The 15,626-nt window shown below is 73.4% G+C and carries 4 protein-coding genes; all 4 read left to right on the forward strand.

Translation table 11 applies throughout. From position 1 onward, the window contains the following. On the forward strand, positions 1 to 8,523 hold an 8,523-nt coding region (locus EF387_RS45320), incomplete at its 5' end, for an SDR family NAD(P)-dependent oxidoreductase (RefSeq protein ID WP_420802711.1). A gap of 105 nt (positions 8,524 to 8,628) precedes the next feature. After that, complete coding sequence (locus EF387_RS45325; protein ID WP_128382420.1) at positions 8,629 to 9,696, forward strand: glucose-1-phosphate thymidylyltransferase; 1,068 nt, start codon at positions 8,629 to 8,631, stop codon at positions 9,694 to 9,696. A 14-nt stretch (positions 9,697 to 9,710) separates the two neighbouring features. Then, positions 9,711 to 10,448 carry a futalosine hydrolase gene (locus EF387_RS45330; protein WP_128382421.1) on the forward strand — a complete coding sequence of 246 codons (738 nt, stop codon included), beginning with the start codon at positions 9,711 to 9,713 and terminating at the stop codon, positions 10,446 to 10,448. A 255-nt stretch (positions 10,449 to 10,703) separates the two neighbouring features. Beyond that, the coding region (locus EF387_RS45335) for a type I polyketide synthase (protein ID WP_128382422.1) at positions 10,704 to 15,626 on the forward strand (4,923 nt) is incomplete at its 3' end.

Genomic DNA, 15,626 nt, shown 5'->3' on the forward strand with positions numbered 1-15,626 from the left:
TTGGATCGGGTGGATGTGGTTCAGCCGGTGTTGTGGGCGGTGATGGTGTCGCTTGCGGCGGTGTGGGAGTCGTTCGGTGTGCGGCCGGCTGCGGTGGTGGGTCATTCGCAGGGGGAGATCGCCGCGGCGGTCGTCGCGGGTGCGCTGAGTCTTGATGACGGTGCGCGGGTGGTGGCGTTGCGCAGCCGGGCGATCACGGCGTTGGCGGGGCGGGGTGGGATGGTCTCTCTGGCGTTGGCGCTGGAGGAGGCCGAGGGGCTTGTCGCCGCTTGGGGTGGTCGGGTGTCGGTGGCCGCGGTGAACGGTCCGACCTCGATCGTGGTCTCCGGTGACGCGGATGCGCTGGATGAGCTGGTGGAGCAGGCCGCCGCCCGGGAGGTGCGTGCGCGGCGGATCGAGGTCGACTACGCCTCGCATTCGGCTCATGTCGAGGCGATTCGTGAGGAGTTGCTGGAGGTTCTGGCGCCGGTCGAGCCGCGGGTGCCCGAGGTGCCTTTCTTCTCGACGGTGACGGGCCGGTGGGTGGACGCGGCGGTCACGGATGCCGAGTACTGGTACACCAACCTGCGCCGCACCGTACAACTGGAACCAGCGATACGGGAGTTGGCGGACTCCGGGCATGCTGCGTTCCTGGAGATGAGCCCGCACCCTGTCCTGACCGTTCCCGTGCAGGAGACCGTCGAGGCAGCAGGATCCGATGCTCTGGTGACCGGCACCCTTCGTCGCGGCCAGGGTGGTCTGGCGCGCCTGTACACGTCGCTGGGTGAGGCGTGGGCGCACGGTGTGGCGGTGGACTTCAGCCCGGCGTTCGACGAACTCGCGCCGCGCCTGGTGGAGTTGCCGACATACGCCTTCCAGCGGCAGCGGTACTGGCTGGACCTGCCCGAGCCGACCGGGCCCTTCGCCGATCAGGTGTTGTTCGGCGGGGTCGATCTGGCCGACGACGGCTTCTGGGAGTCGGTCGAGGGCGGCGACGTCGAAACCCTCGCCCAGACCCTCGGCCTCGATGACGTCCAGTCCCTGGACGCGGTCGTACCGGCCCTGTCGGCCTGGCGCCGGAACCGGCGGGAACGCTCGACCCTCGACGGCTGGCGCTACCGCATCATGTGGCGACCGAAGCCCGAACACGCGGCGTCCACGGCGACCCTCGACGGCACCTGGCTCATCGTCGTCCCCGAGGGGCACGAGGACAGCGACGTCGTGCGCGGCGTCACATCAACGGTGGGGGAGCGGGCAGCCGGCGTACGCACCCTCGTCATAGGTGCCCCGGAGGCCGAACGTGAACGGCTCGCAGACCTCCTGAGGGAGGAGGCGTCCCGCGGGCCCGTGCGCGGCGTGCTCTCCCTGCTGGCTCTCGACGAACGGCCCTGGGCCGACGAGTGCGCCCTGCCCACCGGCCTCGTCCTGATGACCACCCTGCTCCAGGCGCTCGGCGACGCATCACTCGACGCGCCCCTGTGGTGCGCCACGCGCGGCGCGGTCTCCGTGCACCGCAACGACGCACTGGAAAGCCCTGTGCAGGCCATGGCCTGGGGCCTCGGCCGGATCGCCTCGATGGAGTACCCGCAGCGCTGGGGTGGCCTGATCGACCTGCCGGGGACCGTGGACGAGCGCGCCGGGCGGCGCCTCGTCGCGGCCCTGTCGGGCGTCCTCGACGAAGACCACGTCGCGCTGCGCCCGTCGGGCCTGTTCGCCCGCCGGCTCGTCCGGGCCGGTGACGGCCCGCACCTGGACGGACCGGCCTGGACGCCCAGCGGAACGGTCCTGGTCACCGGGGGCACCGGCGGCCTCGGCCGGCACGTCTCCCGCTGGCTGGCCCGGAGCGGTGCCGAAGACTTGGTGCTGGTGAGCCGCCACGGCCCCGAAGCGCCCGGAACCGCCGAACTCGTCGCCGAGCTCGCCGAGTTGGGCGCCCGGACGCATGTCGTCGCCTGTGACGTCGCCGACCGGGAGGCCGTCCGCCGACTGGTCGACGACCTGCCCGGAGGCGGCACCCTGACGGCCGTCGTGCACACCGCCGGTGTCATCGACGACGGTGTCATCGACGGACTCACCCCACAGCGCGCCCACGGCGTCCTGCGCCCCAAGGTGGACGCCGTCCTGGCCCTCCACGAGGCGACCCGTCACCTCGACCTCTCCGCGTTCGTCCTGTTCTCCTCCATGGCGGGCACGCTCGGCAGGTCCGGTCAGGGCAGCTACGCGGCCGCCAACGCCTTCCTCGACGCGTTCGCCGCCCGGCGGCGCGCCGACGGGCTGCCGGCGACATCCATCGCCTGGGGCACCTGGGCCGGGGGAGGCATGGTCAGCGAGGAGGTCGCCCAGCGGCTCCGCCGCGACGGTGTGCCGCCCATGGACCCGGAACTGGCGGTGTCCGCCCTGCAGCGGGCCCTCGACGAGGGCGAGGAGTTCCTCGTCGTCGCCGACGTCGACTGGAAACTGGTCACCGTCCGCGCCTTCGCCGCACTGCGTGACTTCCCCGAGGCCCATCGGTCCGCCACGGCCGGGGGCGAGCACGCCGACAAGGACACCGCAACGCAGGACGGGCCGCCGCTGCCGGCGCGGCTGCGCCGGCTGGCCCCGGCCGAGCGCCGCGCGGCGCTCCTCACGGAGGTCCGCCGGCAAGCCGCGGCGGTGCTCGGTCACGCCGATGCCGAGTCCGTGCCCGAGGGCAGGGCCTTCCGCGACCTCGGCTTCGACTCGCTGACCGCCGTGGAGCTGCGCAACCGCTTCGCCGAGGCCACCGGGCTGCGGCTGCCCGTCACCATGGCCTTCGACCACCCCTCCGCCGCCGCGCTCGCCGCCCACCTCGACACCGAACTGTTCGGCGACGACGGCGCCGCCGCGGACGGTCCCACCATGGCGGGCGCTCTCCCCGCCCGTCCGCAGGCCCCGGCCGACGACCCGGTCGTCATCGTCGGCATGGGCTGCCGCTTCCCCGGCGGCGTACGGTCGCCCGAGGAACTGTGGCGCCTCGTCGCCGACGGTACGGACGCCATCGCTCCGTTCCCCGACAACCGCGGCTGGGACGTGGACGCCCTCTACGACCCCGACCCCGACAAGGCCGGCCACACCTACGCCCGGCACGGCGGATTCCTCTACGACGCCGACCAGTTCGACCCTCGCTTCTTCGGGATCTCACCCCGTGAGGCCGTGGCCGTCGACCCCCAGCACCGGCTGCTGCTGGAGACGTCGTGGGAGGCCTTCGAACGGGCGGGGATCGACCCCGGGCTCGTCCGGGGCAGCCAGACCGGCGTCTTCATCGGCTCCAACTACAACGACTACGGATCCCGGGCCGGGCAGGCGCCCGACGGCCTCGAGGGCTATCTCGCCACGGGCAGCGCGAGCAGTGTCGCCTCCGGCCGCATCGCCTACACCTTCGGCCTGGAGGGCCCGGCGGTCACCGTCGACACGGCCTGCTCGTCCTCCCTGGTCGCCCTGCACCTCGCCGTACAGGCACTGCGGTCGGGGGAGTGCGGCCTCGCCCTCGCGGGCGGCGTCACGGTGATCTCCACACCGGACACCTTCGTCGAGTTCAGCCGGCAGCGTGCCCTTTCGCCCGACGGCCGCTGCAAGGCGTTCTCCGCCGACGCCGACGGTGCGGGCTGGGCCGAGGGCGTCGGCCTGCTGCTCCTGGAGCGGCTCTCCGACGCGCGCCGCAACGGCCACACCGTCCTCGCGACCGTGGCCGGTACGGCCGTCAACCAGGACGGCGCCTCCAACGGGCTCACCGCCCCCAACGGGCCCGCGCAGCAGCGGGTCATCCGTCAGGCACTCAGCTCCGCTGACCTGACTCCCGCCGACGTGGACGTCGTCGAGGCACACGGCACCGGCACCAGGCTCGGCGACCCGATCGAGGCCCAGGCCCTTCTCGCGACGTACGGGCAGGACCGGCCTGCGGACCGTCCGTTGTGGCTCGGCGCCCTGAAGTCCAACATCGGCCACACCCAGGCCGCCTCAGGTGTCGCCGGGGTCATCAAGATGGTGATGGCGATGCGGCACGGCGTCCTGCCCCGCACCCTGCACGCCGACAACCCCTCGCCGCACATCGACTGGTCCTCGGGCGCGGTGCGCCTGCTCGACCAGGAGCGCGCGTGGGACCGGGGCGACGCCCCGCGCCGCGCCGGTGTCTCCTCCTTCGGCGTCAGCGGGACCAACGCCCACGTCATCCTCCAGGAACCGGAAGAGGAATCGGAACAGGAGCCGGAGCGGAAACGGGAGCCGGAGCGGGTCGTCGGTGCGCTGCCTGCGGCCGGTCAGCCGTCCACCGGGGCGGACCGAGACGTGCCGGACACCTCGATCACGCCGGCCTCCCCGGCGCCGGTAGTGCCGTGGCTGCTGTCGGCCCGCGGTACGACCGCCCTGCGCGAGCAGGCACGCCGTCTGCTCGACCACCTCGCGTCGCCGCACACCGCGAGCACGGCCGACATCGCGCTGTCCCTGGCCCGCGGACGGGCCGCCTTCGAGGACCGGGCCGCGGTAGTCGCCGACGACCTCGGCTCCTTCACCGAGGCCCTGACCGCACTCGCCGAAGGACGGGAACACCCACGCCTCACGGTGGACCGGGCACGCTCCGGCAAGGTCGCGTTCCTCTTCTCCGGCCAAGGCACGCAGACACCGGGGACCGGACGCAGGCTCTACGCCGAGTACGACGCGTTCGCCGACGCCCTGGACACCGTCTGCGCGCACCTGGACCCTCACCTCGAACACCCCCTGCGCGACATCCTGTTCGCGGAGCCGGGGACCCCCGAGGCTGCACTCCTCGATCAGACCGCCTACACCCAGGCGGGCCTGTTCGCCCTGGAGGTGGCGCTGTTCCGGCTCGTCGAGAACGCGGGCCTGAAGCCCGACGTGGTCCTAGGCCACTCCGTCGGAGAGATCGCCGCCGCGCACGTCGCCGGGGTGCTCCCCCTGGAGGACGCCTGCCTGCTGGTCGCCACCCGGGGCCGCCTCATGCAGGCCCTGCCGACGGGCGGCGCCATGGTCTCCGTACAGGCGTCGGAGCAGGAGGTGCTGCCGCTGCTGGCCGGACACGAGGGCAGGGCAGCGATCGCCGCCCTCAACAGCCCCCTGGCCACCGTCGTCTCCGGAGACGAGGACGCGGTGACCGCCGTCGCCGACGCACTCGCCGCCCAGGGCCGCAAGACCCGACGCCTGAACGTCAGCCACGCCTTCCACTCGCACCGCATGGACGCCATGCTCGACGAGTTCGCCGACCTCACCGCACACCTACGGCACGCAACGCCGGCCCTCCCCGTCGTCTCCGCCGTCACCGGCGGCCCGTACGGCGAGGACGAGACCGGCGACCCCGTCCACTGGGCACGCCAGGTCCGCGGAACCGTCCGCTTCAGCGACGGCGTGCGCACCCTGGAGGAACAGGGCGTCACCACCTACGTCGAGATCGGCCCCGGCGGCGTGCTGACCGCCCTCGCCGGCGACTGCGTCACCGGCGACGCCACCCTCGTCCCGCTGCTGCGCCGCGACACCGACGAGGCCGAGTCCCTCACCGCCGGGCTCGCCCGGCTGCACGCCCGCGGCCACGCACCCGACTGGGCCGCGCTGCTCGCCCCGCTGGGGGCACGCCGTGTCGACCTGCCGACATATCCCTTCCAGCGGAGCCGGTACTGGCTCGAGGCGACTCCCGGCACCCGGGACGTCGCCCACGCGGGCCTGGAGGCCGCGGGGCACCCGCTGCTGGACGTCGCCGTACCGCTGGCCGGCTCGGACGGTGTGCTGCTCACCGGCACCGTGTCCGTGGACCGCCAGCCCTGGCTGCGCGACCACGCCCTCGGCGACACGGTGCTCTTCCCGGGCACCGCGTTCCTCGACATCGCCCTGACGGCCTGCGAGCGGGCCGGTGCGGCACAGGTCGCCGACCTCACCCTGGAAGAGCCGCTCGTCCTGCCGTCCACCGGCGCCGTACAGCTCCAGGCCACCGTCTCCCCCTCCGACGGCTCAGGGACCCGCGAACTGACCGTGCACGCGCGACCCCTGAGCACCCACGACGAGGCGGTCCTGCCCTGGGTGAGGCACGCCACGGGCACGCTCGGCGACGAGAAGGCCGACCCGCCAGAGCGCCTCGACGCGACCGTGTGGCCACCCGCCGGCGCCGAACCGCTCGACGTGTCCGGGCTGTACAACCGGATCGCCGAGAACGGGTTCCACTACGGCCCCGCCTTCCGCGGACTGCGCGCCGCCTGGCGCCTGGGCGACGAGGTGTACGCGGAGATCGCCCCGGAGGACGGCGCACACCACGAGCGCGCCGAGGACTTCACCGTCCACCCCGCCCTCCTGGACGCCGCCCTGCACACCGTGGCACTCGCCGCCGACGCCGACCAACCCACCGTCGTGCCCTTCGCCTTCACCGGAGTGACGGCGACCGCGGCCGGGCCGGCCGCACTCCGCGTACGTCTCACCCCGCAGGGAGACCAGCGGTACGGCGTCCACGTCGCCGACACCACGGGCACACCCGTCGCCGACGTCACCGGGCTCGCCCTGCGCCCCGTCGACCGCAACCGGCGGTCACACCCCTCCGGCGCCGCCGGACTTCACCGCGTGCGCTGGGTGCCCGCCGAGACGCACAACGGCACCACCCCGGACTGGGCCCTCGTCGGCGCCGACGACACCCTGGCCGGCCGGGGCGGACGCGACACCGGCCGGGTCACCCGCCACGACAGCCTCGACGCCCTGCGCGCCGAGGTCGCCGCCGGCGCGCCGATGCCGCGGACCGTGGTGGTCGCCCTGCCCGCGACCGCCGACGCCGAGGACCGCGCCGACGCCGCACGGCAGACCACCTACCGGGCCCTCGAACTGGCCCGAGACTGGCTGCGGGAGGAGACGTTCGCCCCGGCACGGCTCGTCTTCGCCACCCGCAACGCCATGGCGACCGGCACCACCGACGCCGCCTCCACCGATCCGGCGCAGGCCGCCGTATGGGGGCTGATCCGTACGGCCAAGGCCGAGAACCCGGGCCGCTTCGGCCTCCTCGACCACGACGGCGACGCCGCCTCCCTCGCCCTGCTGCCCGCGGTCCTGGCCGGCGGCGAACCCGAGACCGCCCTGCGTGGCGGCGACGCACTCGCCCCGCGCCTGACCCGAGCCCAGGACCTGCGGGCCACAGACCTCAGTGGCTTCGACGCATCGGGAACGGTCCTGGTCACCGGGGCGTCCGGAGTGCTCGCCCGGCAGGTGGCCCGCCACCTCGTCACCGTCCACGCGGTGCGCTCCCTGCTCCTGGTCAGCCGGCGCGGAGCCGCCGCCGACGGCATGGACGCGCTCGTCGAGGAACTCGGCGGCCACGGCGCGCGGGTGACGGTCGCCGCCTGCGACGTCTCCGACCGCGACGCCCTCGCCGCACTCCTCGCCGGACTCCCGGCCGACCGCCCGCTGACCGCCGTCGTGCACACCGCCGGTGTCCTCGACGACGGCGTCGTCGAGTCCCTCACCCCCGAACGGCTGGACACCGTACTGCGGGCCAAGGCCGACGCCGCCGTACACCTCGACGAACTCACCCGGGACCGCGGTCCCGTCGCACTCGTCCTGTTCTCCTCGCTCGCCGGCACCTTCGGCGGCGTCGGACAGGGCAACTACTCGGCGGCCAACGCCTTCCTCGACGCCCTCGCCGTCCGGCGGAGCGCCGAGGGACACCCGGCGCTGTCCCTGGCCTGGGGTCTGTGGGCCGAACGCAGCGGCATGACCGGCAAGCTCGGCGAGGCCGACTGGCGCCGCGTGCAACGCGGCGGCCTGAGGCCCATGGACACCCCCGACGCCCTCGCACTGCTCGACGCCGCAGTCGGCACGCCGGACGCCTTCCTCGCGCCCGCCGCACTGAACCCGCCCGCCCTGCGCGCCTCCGACGGATCCGTGCCGCACCTGCTGCGCGACCTCGTCCAGGCCCGCACCCCACGGGTGGCACAAGCGGGCGGCCCGGCCGCCGACGGCACCGCACCGCAGTCCGGCGACGGCCTGCGGGACCGCCTCGCGGCCCTGCCCGAGCACGAGCGCCAAGGGGCCGTGCTGCACACGGTGCTCGCCCAGGCCGCCCTCGTCCTCGGCTACGACACAGCCGACACCATCGACCCCGAACGGGGCTTCCTCGAAGTCGGCTTCGACTCCCTGACCGCCGTCGAACTGCGCAACCGGCTCGGCTCCCTCAGCGGCGTCCGGCTCCCGGCCACCCTGCTGTTCGACTACCCGACCCCCGCGGGACTCGCCGACCACCTGCTGACCAGGATGGCGCCCGCACCCGCCCACGCGTCCCCCACGGCACCCGCCACGGCCCGTGCCGCCGGCGGATCCGTGCTGGCGCGACTCGACCACCTGGAAGGAGAGCTCCAGCAGGTGCTGGCCGAAGCCGGACCGCACGACGAACTGCACGACGGACTCCGCAGCCGGCTCCAGCGGCTGCTCGTCCAACTCGACGCCGCCGCACCCTCCGTGCCGCAGGCGGCCGGCACCGGCCACCCGGACGAGGTGTCGGACGACGAACTGCGCCGGTTCCTGGAGACCGAACTCGGCGATGCATGACCCCGACGGCGGGGCCGCCCGGCCGGGCGGCCCCGCCACCCCACACGGCCGAGTGGACGCCCCGGCGGCCACCGGCCGATCAGCCCTCGTCACCTGGATGGAACTGTGAAGGCTCTCGTGCTCGCGGGGGGATCCGGTACGCGACTGCGGCCGATCACCCACACCTCCAGCAAACAACTGGTGCCGGTCGCCAACAAACCGATCCTCTTCTACGGCCTCGAAGCCATCGCCGCAGCCGGCATCACCGAAGTCGGCATCATCGTCGGAGGCACCGCCGAGGAGATCAAGGCGGCCGTCGGCGACGGCTCCGCGTTCGGCCTCGACGTCACCTACATCCCGCAGAGCGAACCCCTCGGCCTCGCCCACGCCGTCCTCATCGCCCGGCCCTTCCTCGGCGACGACGACTTCGTCATGTACCTCGGCGACAACTTCGTCCTCGACGGGATCACCGACGTCGTCGACGAGTTCCGCAAGGACCGCTGCGACGCGCAGATCCTGCTCACCCGAGTCCCGGACCCCACCGCCTTCGGCGTCGCCGTCATCGACGACAGCGGCAACGTCGTCGACCTCGAGGAGAAACCCCGGCACCCCAGGAGCGACCTCGCCGTCGCCGGCGTCTACCTCTTCACCTCCCGAGTCCACGACGCCGTACGAGCCATCACTCCCTCCGCGCGCGGCGAACTGGAGATCACCGACGCGCTCCGGTGGCTGATCGACCAGCGACTCACCGTGCGATCGACCGTGATCACCGGGTACTGGAAAGACACCGGCAACGTCAACGACATGCTGGAGGTCAACCGCACTCTCCTGGAACGCCTGGAGACCCGTATCGACGGCTATGTCGACGAGGCCAGCGAAATCATCGGACGCGTCCGGATCGAGGCCGGCACCGTGGTCCGCAACTCGCGCATCGTCGGCCCCGCCGTCATCGGCGCCGGCAGCGTCATCACCGACTCATACATCGGCCCCTCCACCTCCGTCGCCGAGAACTGCCGCATCACGGCCAGCGAAATCGAGTTCTCCATCGTGCTGCGGGACGCGTCCTTCGACCGCATCCGCCGCATCGAGGCCTCCCTCATCGGCCGCAGCGTCCAGGTGACCCTCGCACCACGCCTGCCCGCCGCACACCGGTTCGTGATCGGCGACCACGGCCGCGTACAGATTCCGTCATGACTCCCCTGACTCCCGTGCGGCTGCTCGTGGTGACCGCCGTCACCGCGGAACGCGAAGCAGCGGCCAGGGGCCTGGACCCCGCCGCGCCGCCCACCGAACTCACCCTGCCCGGCCACGTCCTCAGACGCACCGGCGACGGCAACGCCCCCGGCCCGCTGCGCGCCGACCTGCTCGCCGCGGGAGTCGGCCCGGCCGCCGCGGCGGCCGCCGCCGGCGCCGCCCTGACCGCCGCTGCCCTGCGCGGCGAGCCCTACCACCTCGCCGTCGCCGCCGGCATCGGCGGCGGCTTCGCACCCAACGCGCCCGTCGGCGCCGTCGTCGTCGCCGACCGCATCGTCGCCGCCGACCTGGGCGCCGACTCCCCGGAGGGCTTCCTGCCCATCGACACCCTCGGCTTCGGCCGAGCCGCCCACGCCTGCCCGCCCCGGCTCGGCACGGCCGTGGCCCGCGCCCTCGGTGCCACCCGCGCGTCCGTCCTCACCGTCTCCACCGCGACCGGCACCGCCGAGCGCGCCCGCGCCCTCGCACGCGCACACCCCGACGCCGGGGCGGAGGCCATGGAGGGCTTCGGTGTCGCCGAGGCCGCCGCCGTACACGACACCCCGGTACTGGAGATCCGCGCCGTCTCCAACGCCGTCGGGCCCCGGGACCGCTCGGCCTGGCGCATCGGCGAGGCCCTCGCCGCCCTCCAGCAGTCCTTCTGCGCCCTGCGCACCGTCCTGGAGAAGGGCGCCCCACCCCCGTACGACTGACATGGTCCGACCGGCACGCGCAGCCGTGCTGGGGATACGGGGCAAGGCCCCACCGGCACACGGAGCGGCGGTGCCCGGCGACGAACGTCGCCGGGCACCGCCGCTCCGCTGTGTCTTCGAGGACCCGTCGGTGATTTCCAAGGGTTTCCCCAAACAACCCGGCCAGGGCTCCGGAACCGGTCTGTCCGCGGGACATGCTGTCCAAGCCGCTCGAGGCACGACCGTTCCGTCACCACAACAGCATGGGGGCAGTCCATGACGAATGAAGCGCGGCTTCGGGACTACCTCAAACGACTCACCGTCGATCTCCACGAGACCCGCCGCAGGCTCCGCCAGCTGGAGTCGAAGGACAACGAACCCATCGCCGTCGTCGGCATGAGCTGCCGCCTCCCCGGCGGCGTCCGCTCGCCCGAGGACTTCTGGGACCTGCTCGTGTCCGGAGTCGACGCGGTGACCGACTGGCCCGCCGACCGCGGCTGGGACCTCGGCACCGACGCGGCCACCGGCGGCGACCGCGGCCGGGGCGGCTTCGTCTTCGACGCCGACCGCTTCGACCCCGCCTTCTTCGGCATCTCGCCCCGCGAAGCACTCGCCATGGACCCGCAGCAGCGCCTGCTGCTGGAGACGACCTGGGAGGCCTTCGAACGCGCGGGCATCGACCCCGCCTCCCTGCGGGGCAGCCGCTCCGGCATTTTCGTCGGCTGCAGCGACCAGGGCTACACCAGCGGACTGCGCGAGGTCCCCGACGACGTCCGCGGCCACCTGCTGACCGGCACCTCCATGTCCGTCGTCTCCGGCCGCGTCGCCTACACCCTCGGTCTCGAGGGCCCCGCCGTCACCGTCGACACCGCCTGCTCCTCCTCCCTGGTCGCCCTCCACCTGGCCGCACAGTCCCTGCGCTCCGGCGAGTGCTCGCTCGCCGTCGTCGGCGGTGTGACGGTCATGTCGAGCCCCGGCGCCTTCACCGAGTTCGGCCGGCAGGGCGGCCTCGCCTCCGACGGCCGCTGCAAGGCGTTCTCCGAGGACGCGGACGGCACCGGCTGGGCCGAGGGCGCCGGAGTGATCGTCGTCGAGCGGCTGTCGGACGCCCGCCGCAACGGCCACCGGATCCTCGCCGTCGTCCGCGGCTCCGCCGTCAACCAGGACGGCGCCTCCAACGGTCTCACCTCACCCAACGGCCCCTCCCAGCAACGCGTCATCCTCGCCGCCCTCACGAACGCGGGCGTCCCCGCCACCGAGATCGACGCCGTCGAGGCACACGGCACGGGTACCGCCCTGGGCGACCCCATCGAGGCCCAGGCCCTGCTCGCCACCTACGGCCAGGGCCGCGACGCCGACCGCCCCCTCTGGCTCGGCTCGGCCAAGTCCAACATCGGCCACACCCAGGCAGCAGCGGGCGTCGTCGGTGTCATCAAGACGGTCCTGGCCCTCCAGCACGGTGTACTCCCGCCCACCCTCCACGTCGAACGACCGACCTCGCACGTCGACTGGACCGCGGGCAACGTCCGGCTCCTGGCCGAGGCCGTCGACTGGCCGCAGGCCGACCGTCCGCGCCGCGCCGCCGTATCCGCCTTCGGAGTCTCCGGCACCAACGCCCACGCGGTCATCGAACAGGCCCCCGTCGCCGAATCCGCCGCCGGGCCCGCCGCGGAACCCACCGCCGGACCCGCCTTCGAACTCGCCTCAGAACGTGCCTCCGGACCCGCCGCCGAGGACCGCGCCCGCGCCCACCCGCCCCTGCTGCCCTGGGTGCTCTCCGGCCACGACGAGGACGCCCTGCGTGAACAGGCCGCGCGCCTCGGCACCCACCTCGCCGACCACCCCGACACGGACCTCTACGACCTCGCCTGGTCCCTCGCCACCACGCGCGCGGCGCTTCCGCAGCGCGCGGTCCTCCTCGGCACCGACCGCACGGAGCTGCTGACCGGTCTCGCCGCCCTCGCCGAGGGCCGGAACGCCGGCCGCACCGTCACCGGCCGGGCGAAGGGCGACGGCAGGCTCGCTTTCCTGTTCTCGGGTCAGGGGGCGCAGCGGCCGGGGATGGGGCGTGAACTCTACGACTCCTTCCCGGTGTTCGCGGAGGCTTTCGACGCGGTGTGCGCGTATCTGGACGGCGGCTTACGTGAGGTGGTCTTCGGCGGCGCGGATGCGGATGCGGAGGTGTTGAACCGGACGGAGTGGGCGCAGCCTGCGTTGTTCGCGTTCGAGGTGGCGTTGTTCCGGCTGGTGGAGTCGTGGGGGGTGCGCCCGGACTTCGTGGTGGGTCACTCGATCGGCGAGCTGGCGGCCGCTCATGTGGCGGGTGTGTTGTCGTTGGAGGATGCGTGCCGTCTGGTGTCGGCGCGTGGTCGTCTGATGCAGCGACTGCCTGCTGGTGGTGCGATGTTCGCGGTGGAGGCATCCGAGGACGAGGTCGCCCCCCTGCTCGTGGGCAGGGAGGCGGAGGTGTCGGTCGCGGCGGTGAACGGGCCGCGGTCGGTGGTGATTTCGGGTGCTGAGGCCGTGGTGTCGGCGGTGGCGGGGGAGTTGTCCGCGTCGGGCCGCCGCACGTCGCGTCTCCGTGTCAGTCATGCGTTCCACTCACCGCTGATGGAGCCGATGCTTGATGAGTTCCGTGTGGTGGCGGAGAGCGTGAGCTATGCGTCGGCGGAGCTTGCGGTGGTGTCGAATGTGACCGGACAGGTCGCCGCGGCCGGTGAGTTGGAGTCGGCGGAGTACTGGGTGAACCATGTGCGCCAGGCGGTGCGGTTCGCCGACGGGATCGAGTGGCTGGCCGGGCACGGGGTCACCCGGTTCATGGAGATCGGCCCGGACGGCACCCTCACCGCCCTGGCCGAGTCCTGCGTACCGGGCGACGAGGACGCACTGTTCGTCCCCACGCTCCGCAAGAACCGCTCCGAGCCCGAGACCCTGGCTGCCGCGGTCAGCCGCCTCCACGTGCACGGACGCACCCCCGAGTGGTCGGCGCTCCTGCCCGGCGCACGGCGCGTCGACCTGCCCACGTACGCCTTCCGGCGCGACCGCTACTGGCTCGAACGCTCCTATCGCGCCGACGGTGCCGCAGCGACAGCCGGCGAAGGCGGTCACCGCGAAAGCGGTCACGGCGAAGGAGGTCACCGCTACCAGGTGACCTGGCGCCCCGTCGCCGGCCTGCCCGGCGAGGCGCGGCTGGCCGGCCGCTGGCTGCTCGTCACTCCGGCCGCCCTCGACGACGACGGCTGGCACGGTGCCCTGACCGAGGCACTCGCCGCACGCACCGCCGACCTCGTCACCGTGCCGTGCCCCGCCGACGCCGACCGCGAGACGCTCGCCGGTCTGCTGGCCTCAGCGGCAGGGGACAGCCCCGTCAGCGGAGTTGTGTCGGCCCTCGCGCTGTCCCCGCACGAACGCCCCGGAACCCCGGAAGGCGTTCTGGCCTGCGCCCTCCTCGTGCAGGCGCTCGGTGACACCGATATCACCGCGCCCCTGTGGACCCTCACCCGGGGAGCGGTCACCACGGGCCGCGCCGACGCGTCACCGCACCTGTCCCAGGCCGCCGTGTGGGGCATGGGCCGCGTGGCGGCGCTCGAACACCCCGACCGCTGGGGCGGTCTCATCGACCTCCCCGAGACACTGGACCGCCGCACCGCCTCCCGACTGGCTGCCCTGCTGTCCGGCACGGGCACGGGCACCGGCACCGGCACCGGCACCGGCGCCGAGTTCGATGAGGACCAGCTCGCCGTGCGCGCCGGGGGCGTCCTCGCCCGCCGTCTGGTTCCCGTCACCGAAGAACCGGACACCCCCTGGCTGCCCAGCGGTACGGTCCTCATCACCGGCGGCACCGGCGCGCTCGGCGCCCGTGTGGCCCGCTGGGCCGCCGAACAGGGTGCCGGCCACCTCGTGCTGACCAGCAGGCGCGGCGCCCAGGCACCCGGCGCCGCCGAACTCCAGGCCGATCTCGCCGCCATCGGCGCCCAAGTCTCCGTGGTCGCCTGTGACATGACGGACCGTGAGGCCGTTCGTCGGCTGTTGGCGGACCACCCGGTGGACGCCGTGGTCCACACCGCGGGAGTGCTCGGCGACGGCGTCCTCGACTCTCTCACCCCCGAGCAGTTCGACACGGTCGTACGCTCCAAGGTCGACGCGGCCCTCCTCCTGGACGAACTGACCCGTGGCCGCGATCTCTCGGCGTTCGTGCTCTTCTCCTCCTTCGCCGGCACGGTCGGATCCGCCGGCCAGGCCAACTACGCCGCGGCCAACGCCATGCTGGACGCGCTCGCCGAGCGGCGCCGTGCCGAGGGACTGCCCGCCACCTCGATCGCCTGGGGTCCGTGGGCCGGTGGCGGCATGGCCGCCGACGCCTCGGCCGAGAACCGGCAGCGTCGCGGAGGTGTGAACCTCCTCGACCCCGCGACCGGCCTCGACGCCCTCGCCGTCTGCGCCGCCTCACCTGTCCCGGCACCGTTCGTCGCCGACGTCGACTGGCCCCGGTTCGGCCCCGCCTTCGCCTCCGTACGCACCAGCCCGCTCCTCGGCGAGCTGTACGCCGCGCCCAGGACCCCGGCCGAACGGCGCGGCCCGACGACCGCCCTGCGCGAACGGCTCACCGGCCTCACCGCGCAGGCTCAGCGCGCCGAACTGCTCGACACGGTCCGTGCGCGTGCGGCTGCTGTGCTGGGTCATTCCGGTCCGGAGGCGGTTCCGGCCGACCGTGCGTTCCGTGACCTCGGGGTGGACTCGCTGATCGCGGTGGAGTTGCGCAATGTGCTGGGCGCGGAGTGCGGGGTGCGGTTGCCGGCGACCGCGGTGTTCGACCATCCCACTCCGCTGGCTCTGGCGGAGTTCCTGTACGGCGAGTTGAGCGGCGCGGTCACGCAAGCGTCCTCGTCGGCTGTGGTGGCGGTGTCGGAAGACCCGGTCGTGATCGTCGGCATGGCCTGCCGTTTCCCCGGTGGAGTCGACTCGCCCGAGGCGCTGTGGACCCTGCTGTCCGAGGGGCGTGACGGCATCGTCGACTTCCCCGACGACCGCGGGTGGGACCTGGACGCCCTCAACACACCGAACGGGCCCTACACCAGCGACACCCGTCGTGGTGGGTTCTTGGCGGGTGTGGCGGGGTTTGATGCGGGGTTCTTTGGTGTTGCGCCGCGTGAGGCGTTGGCGATGGATCCGCAGCAGCGGTTGTTGTTGGAGTCGTCG

The sequence above is a fragment of the Streptomyces cavernae genome, assembly GCF_004023625.1.
Taxonomy (GTDB): domain Bacteria; phylum Actinomycetota; class Actinomycetes; order Streptomycetales; family Streptomycetaceae; genus Streptomyces; species Streptomyces cavernae.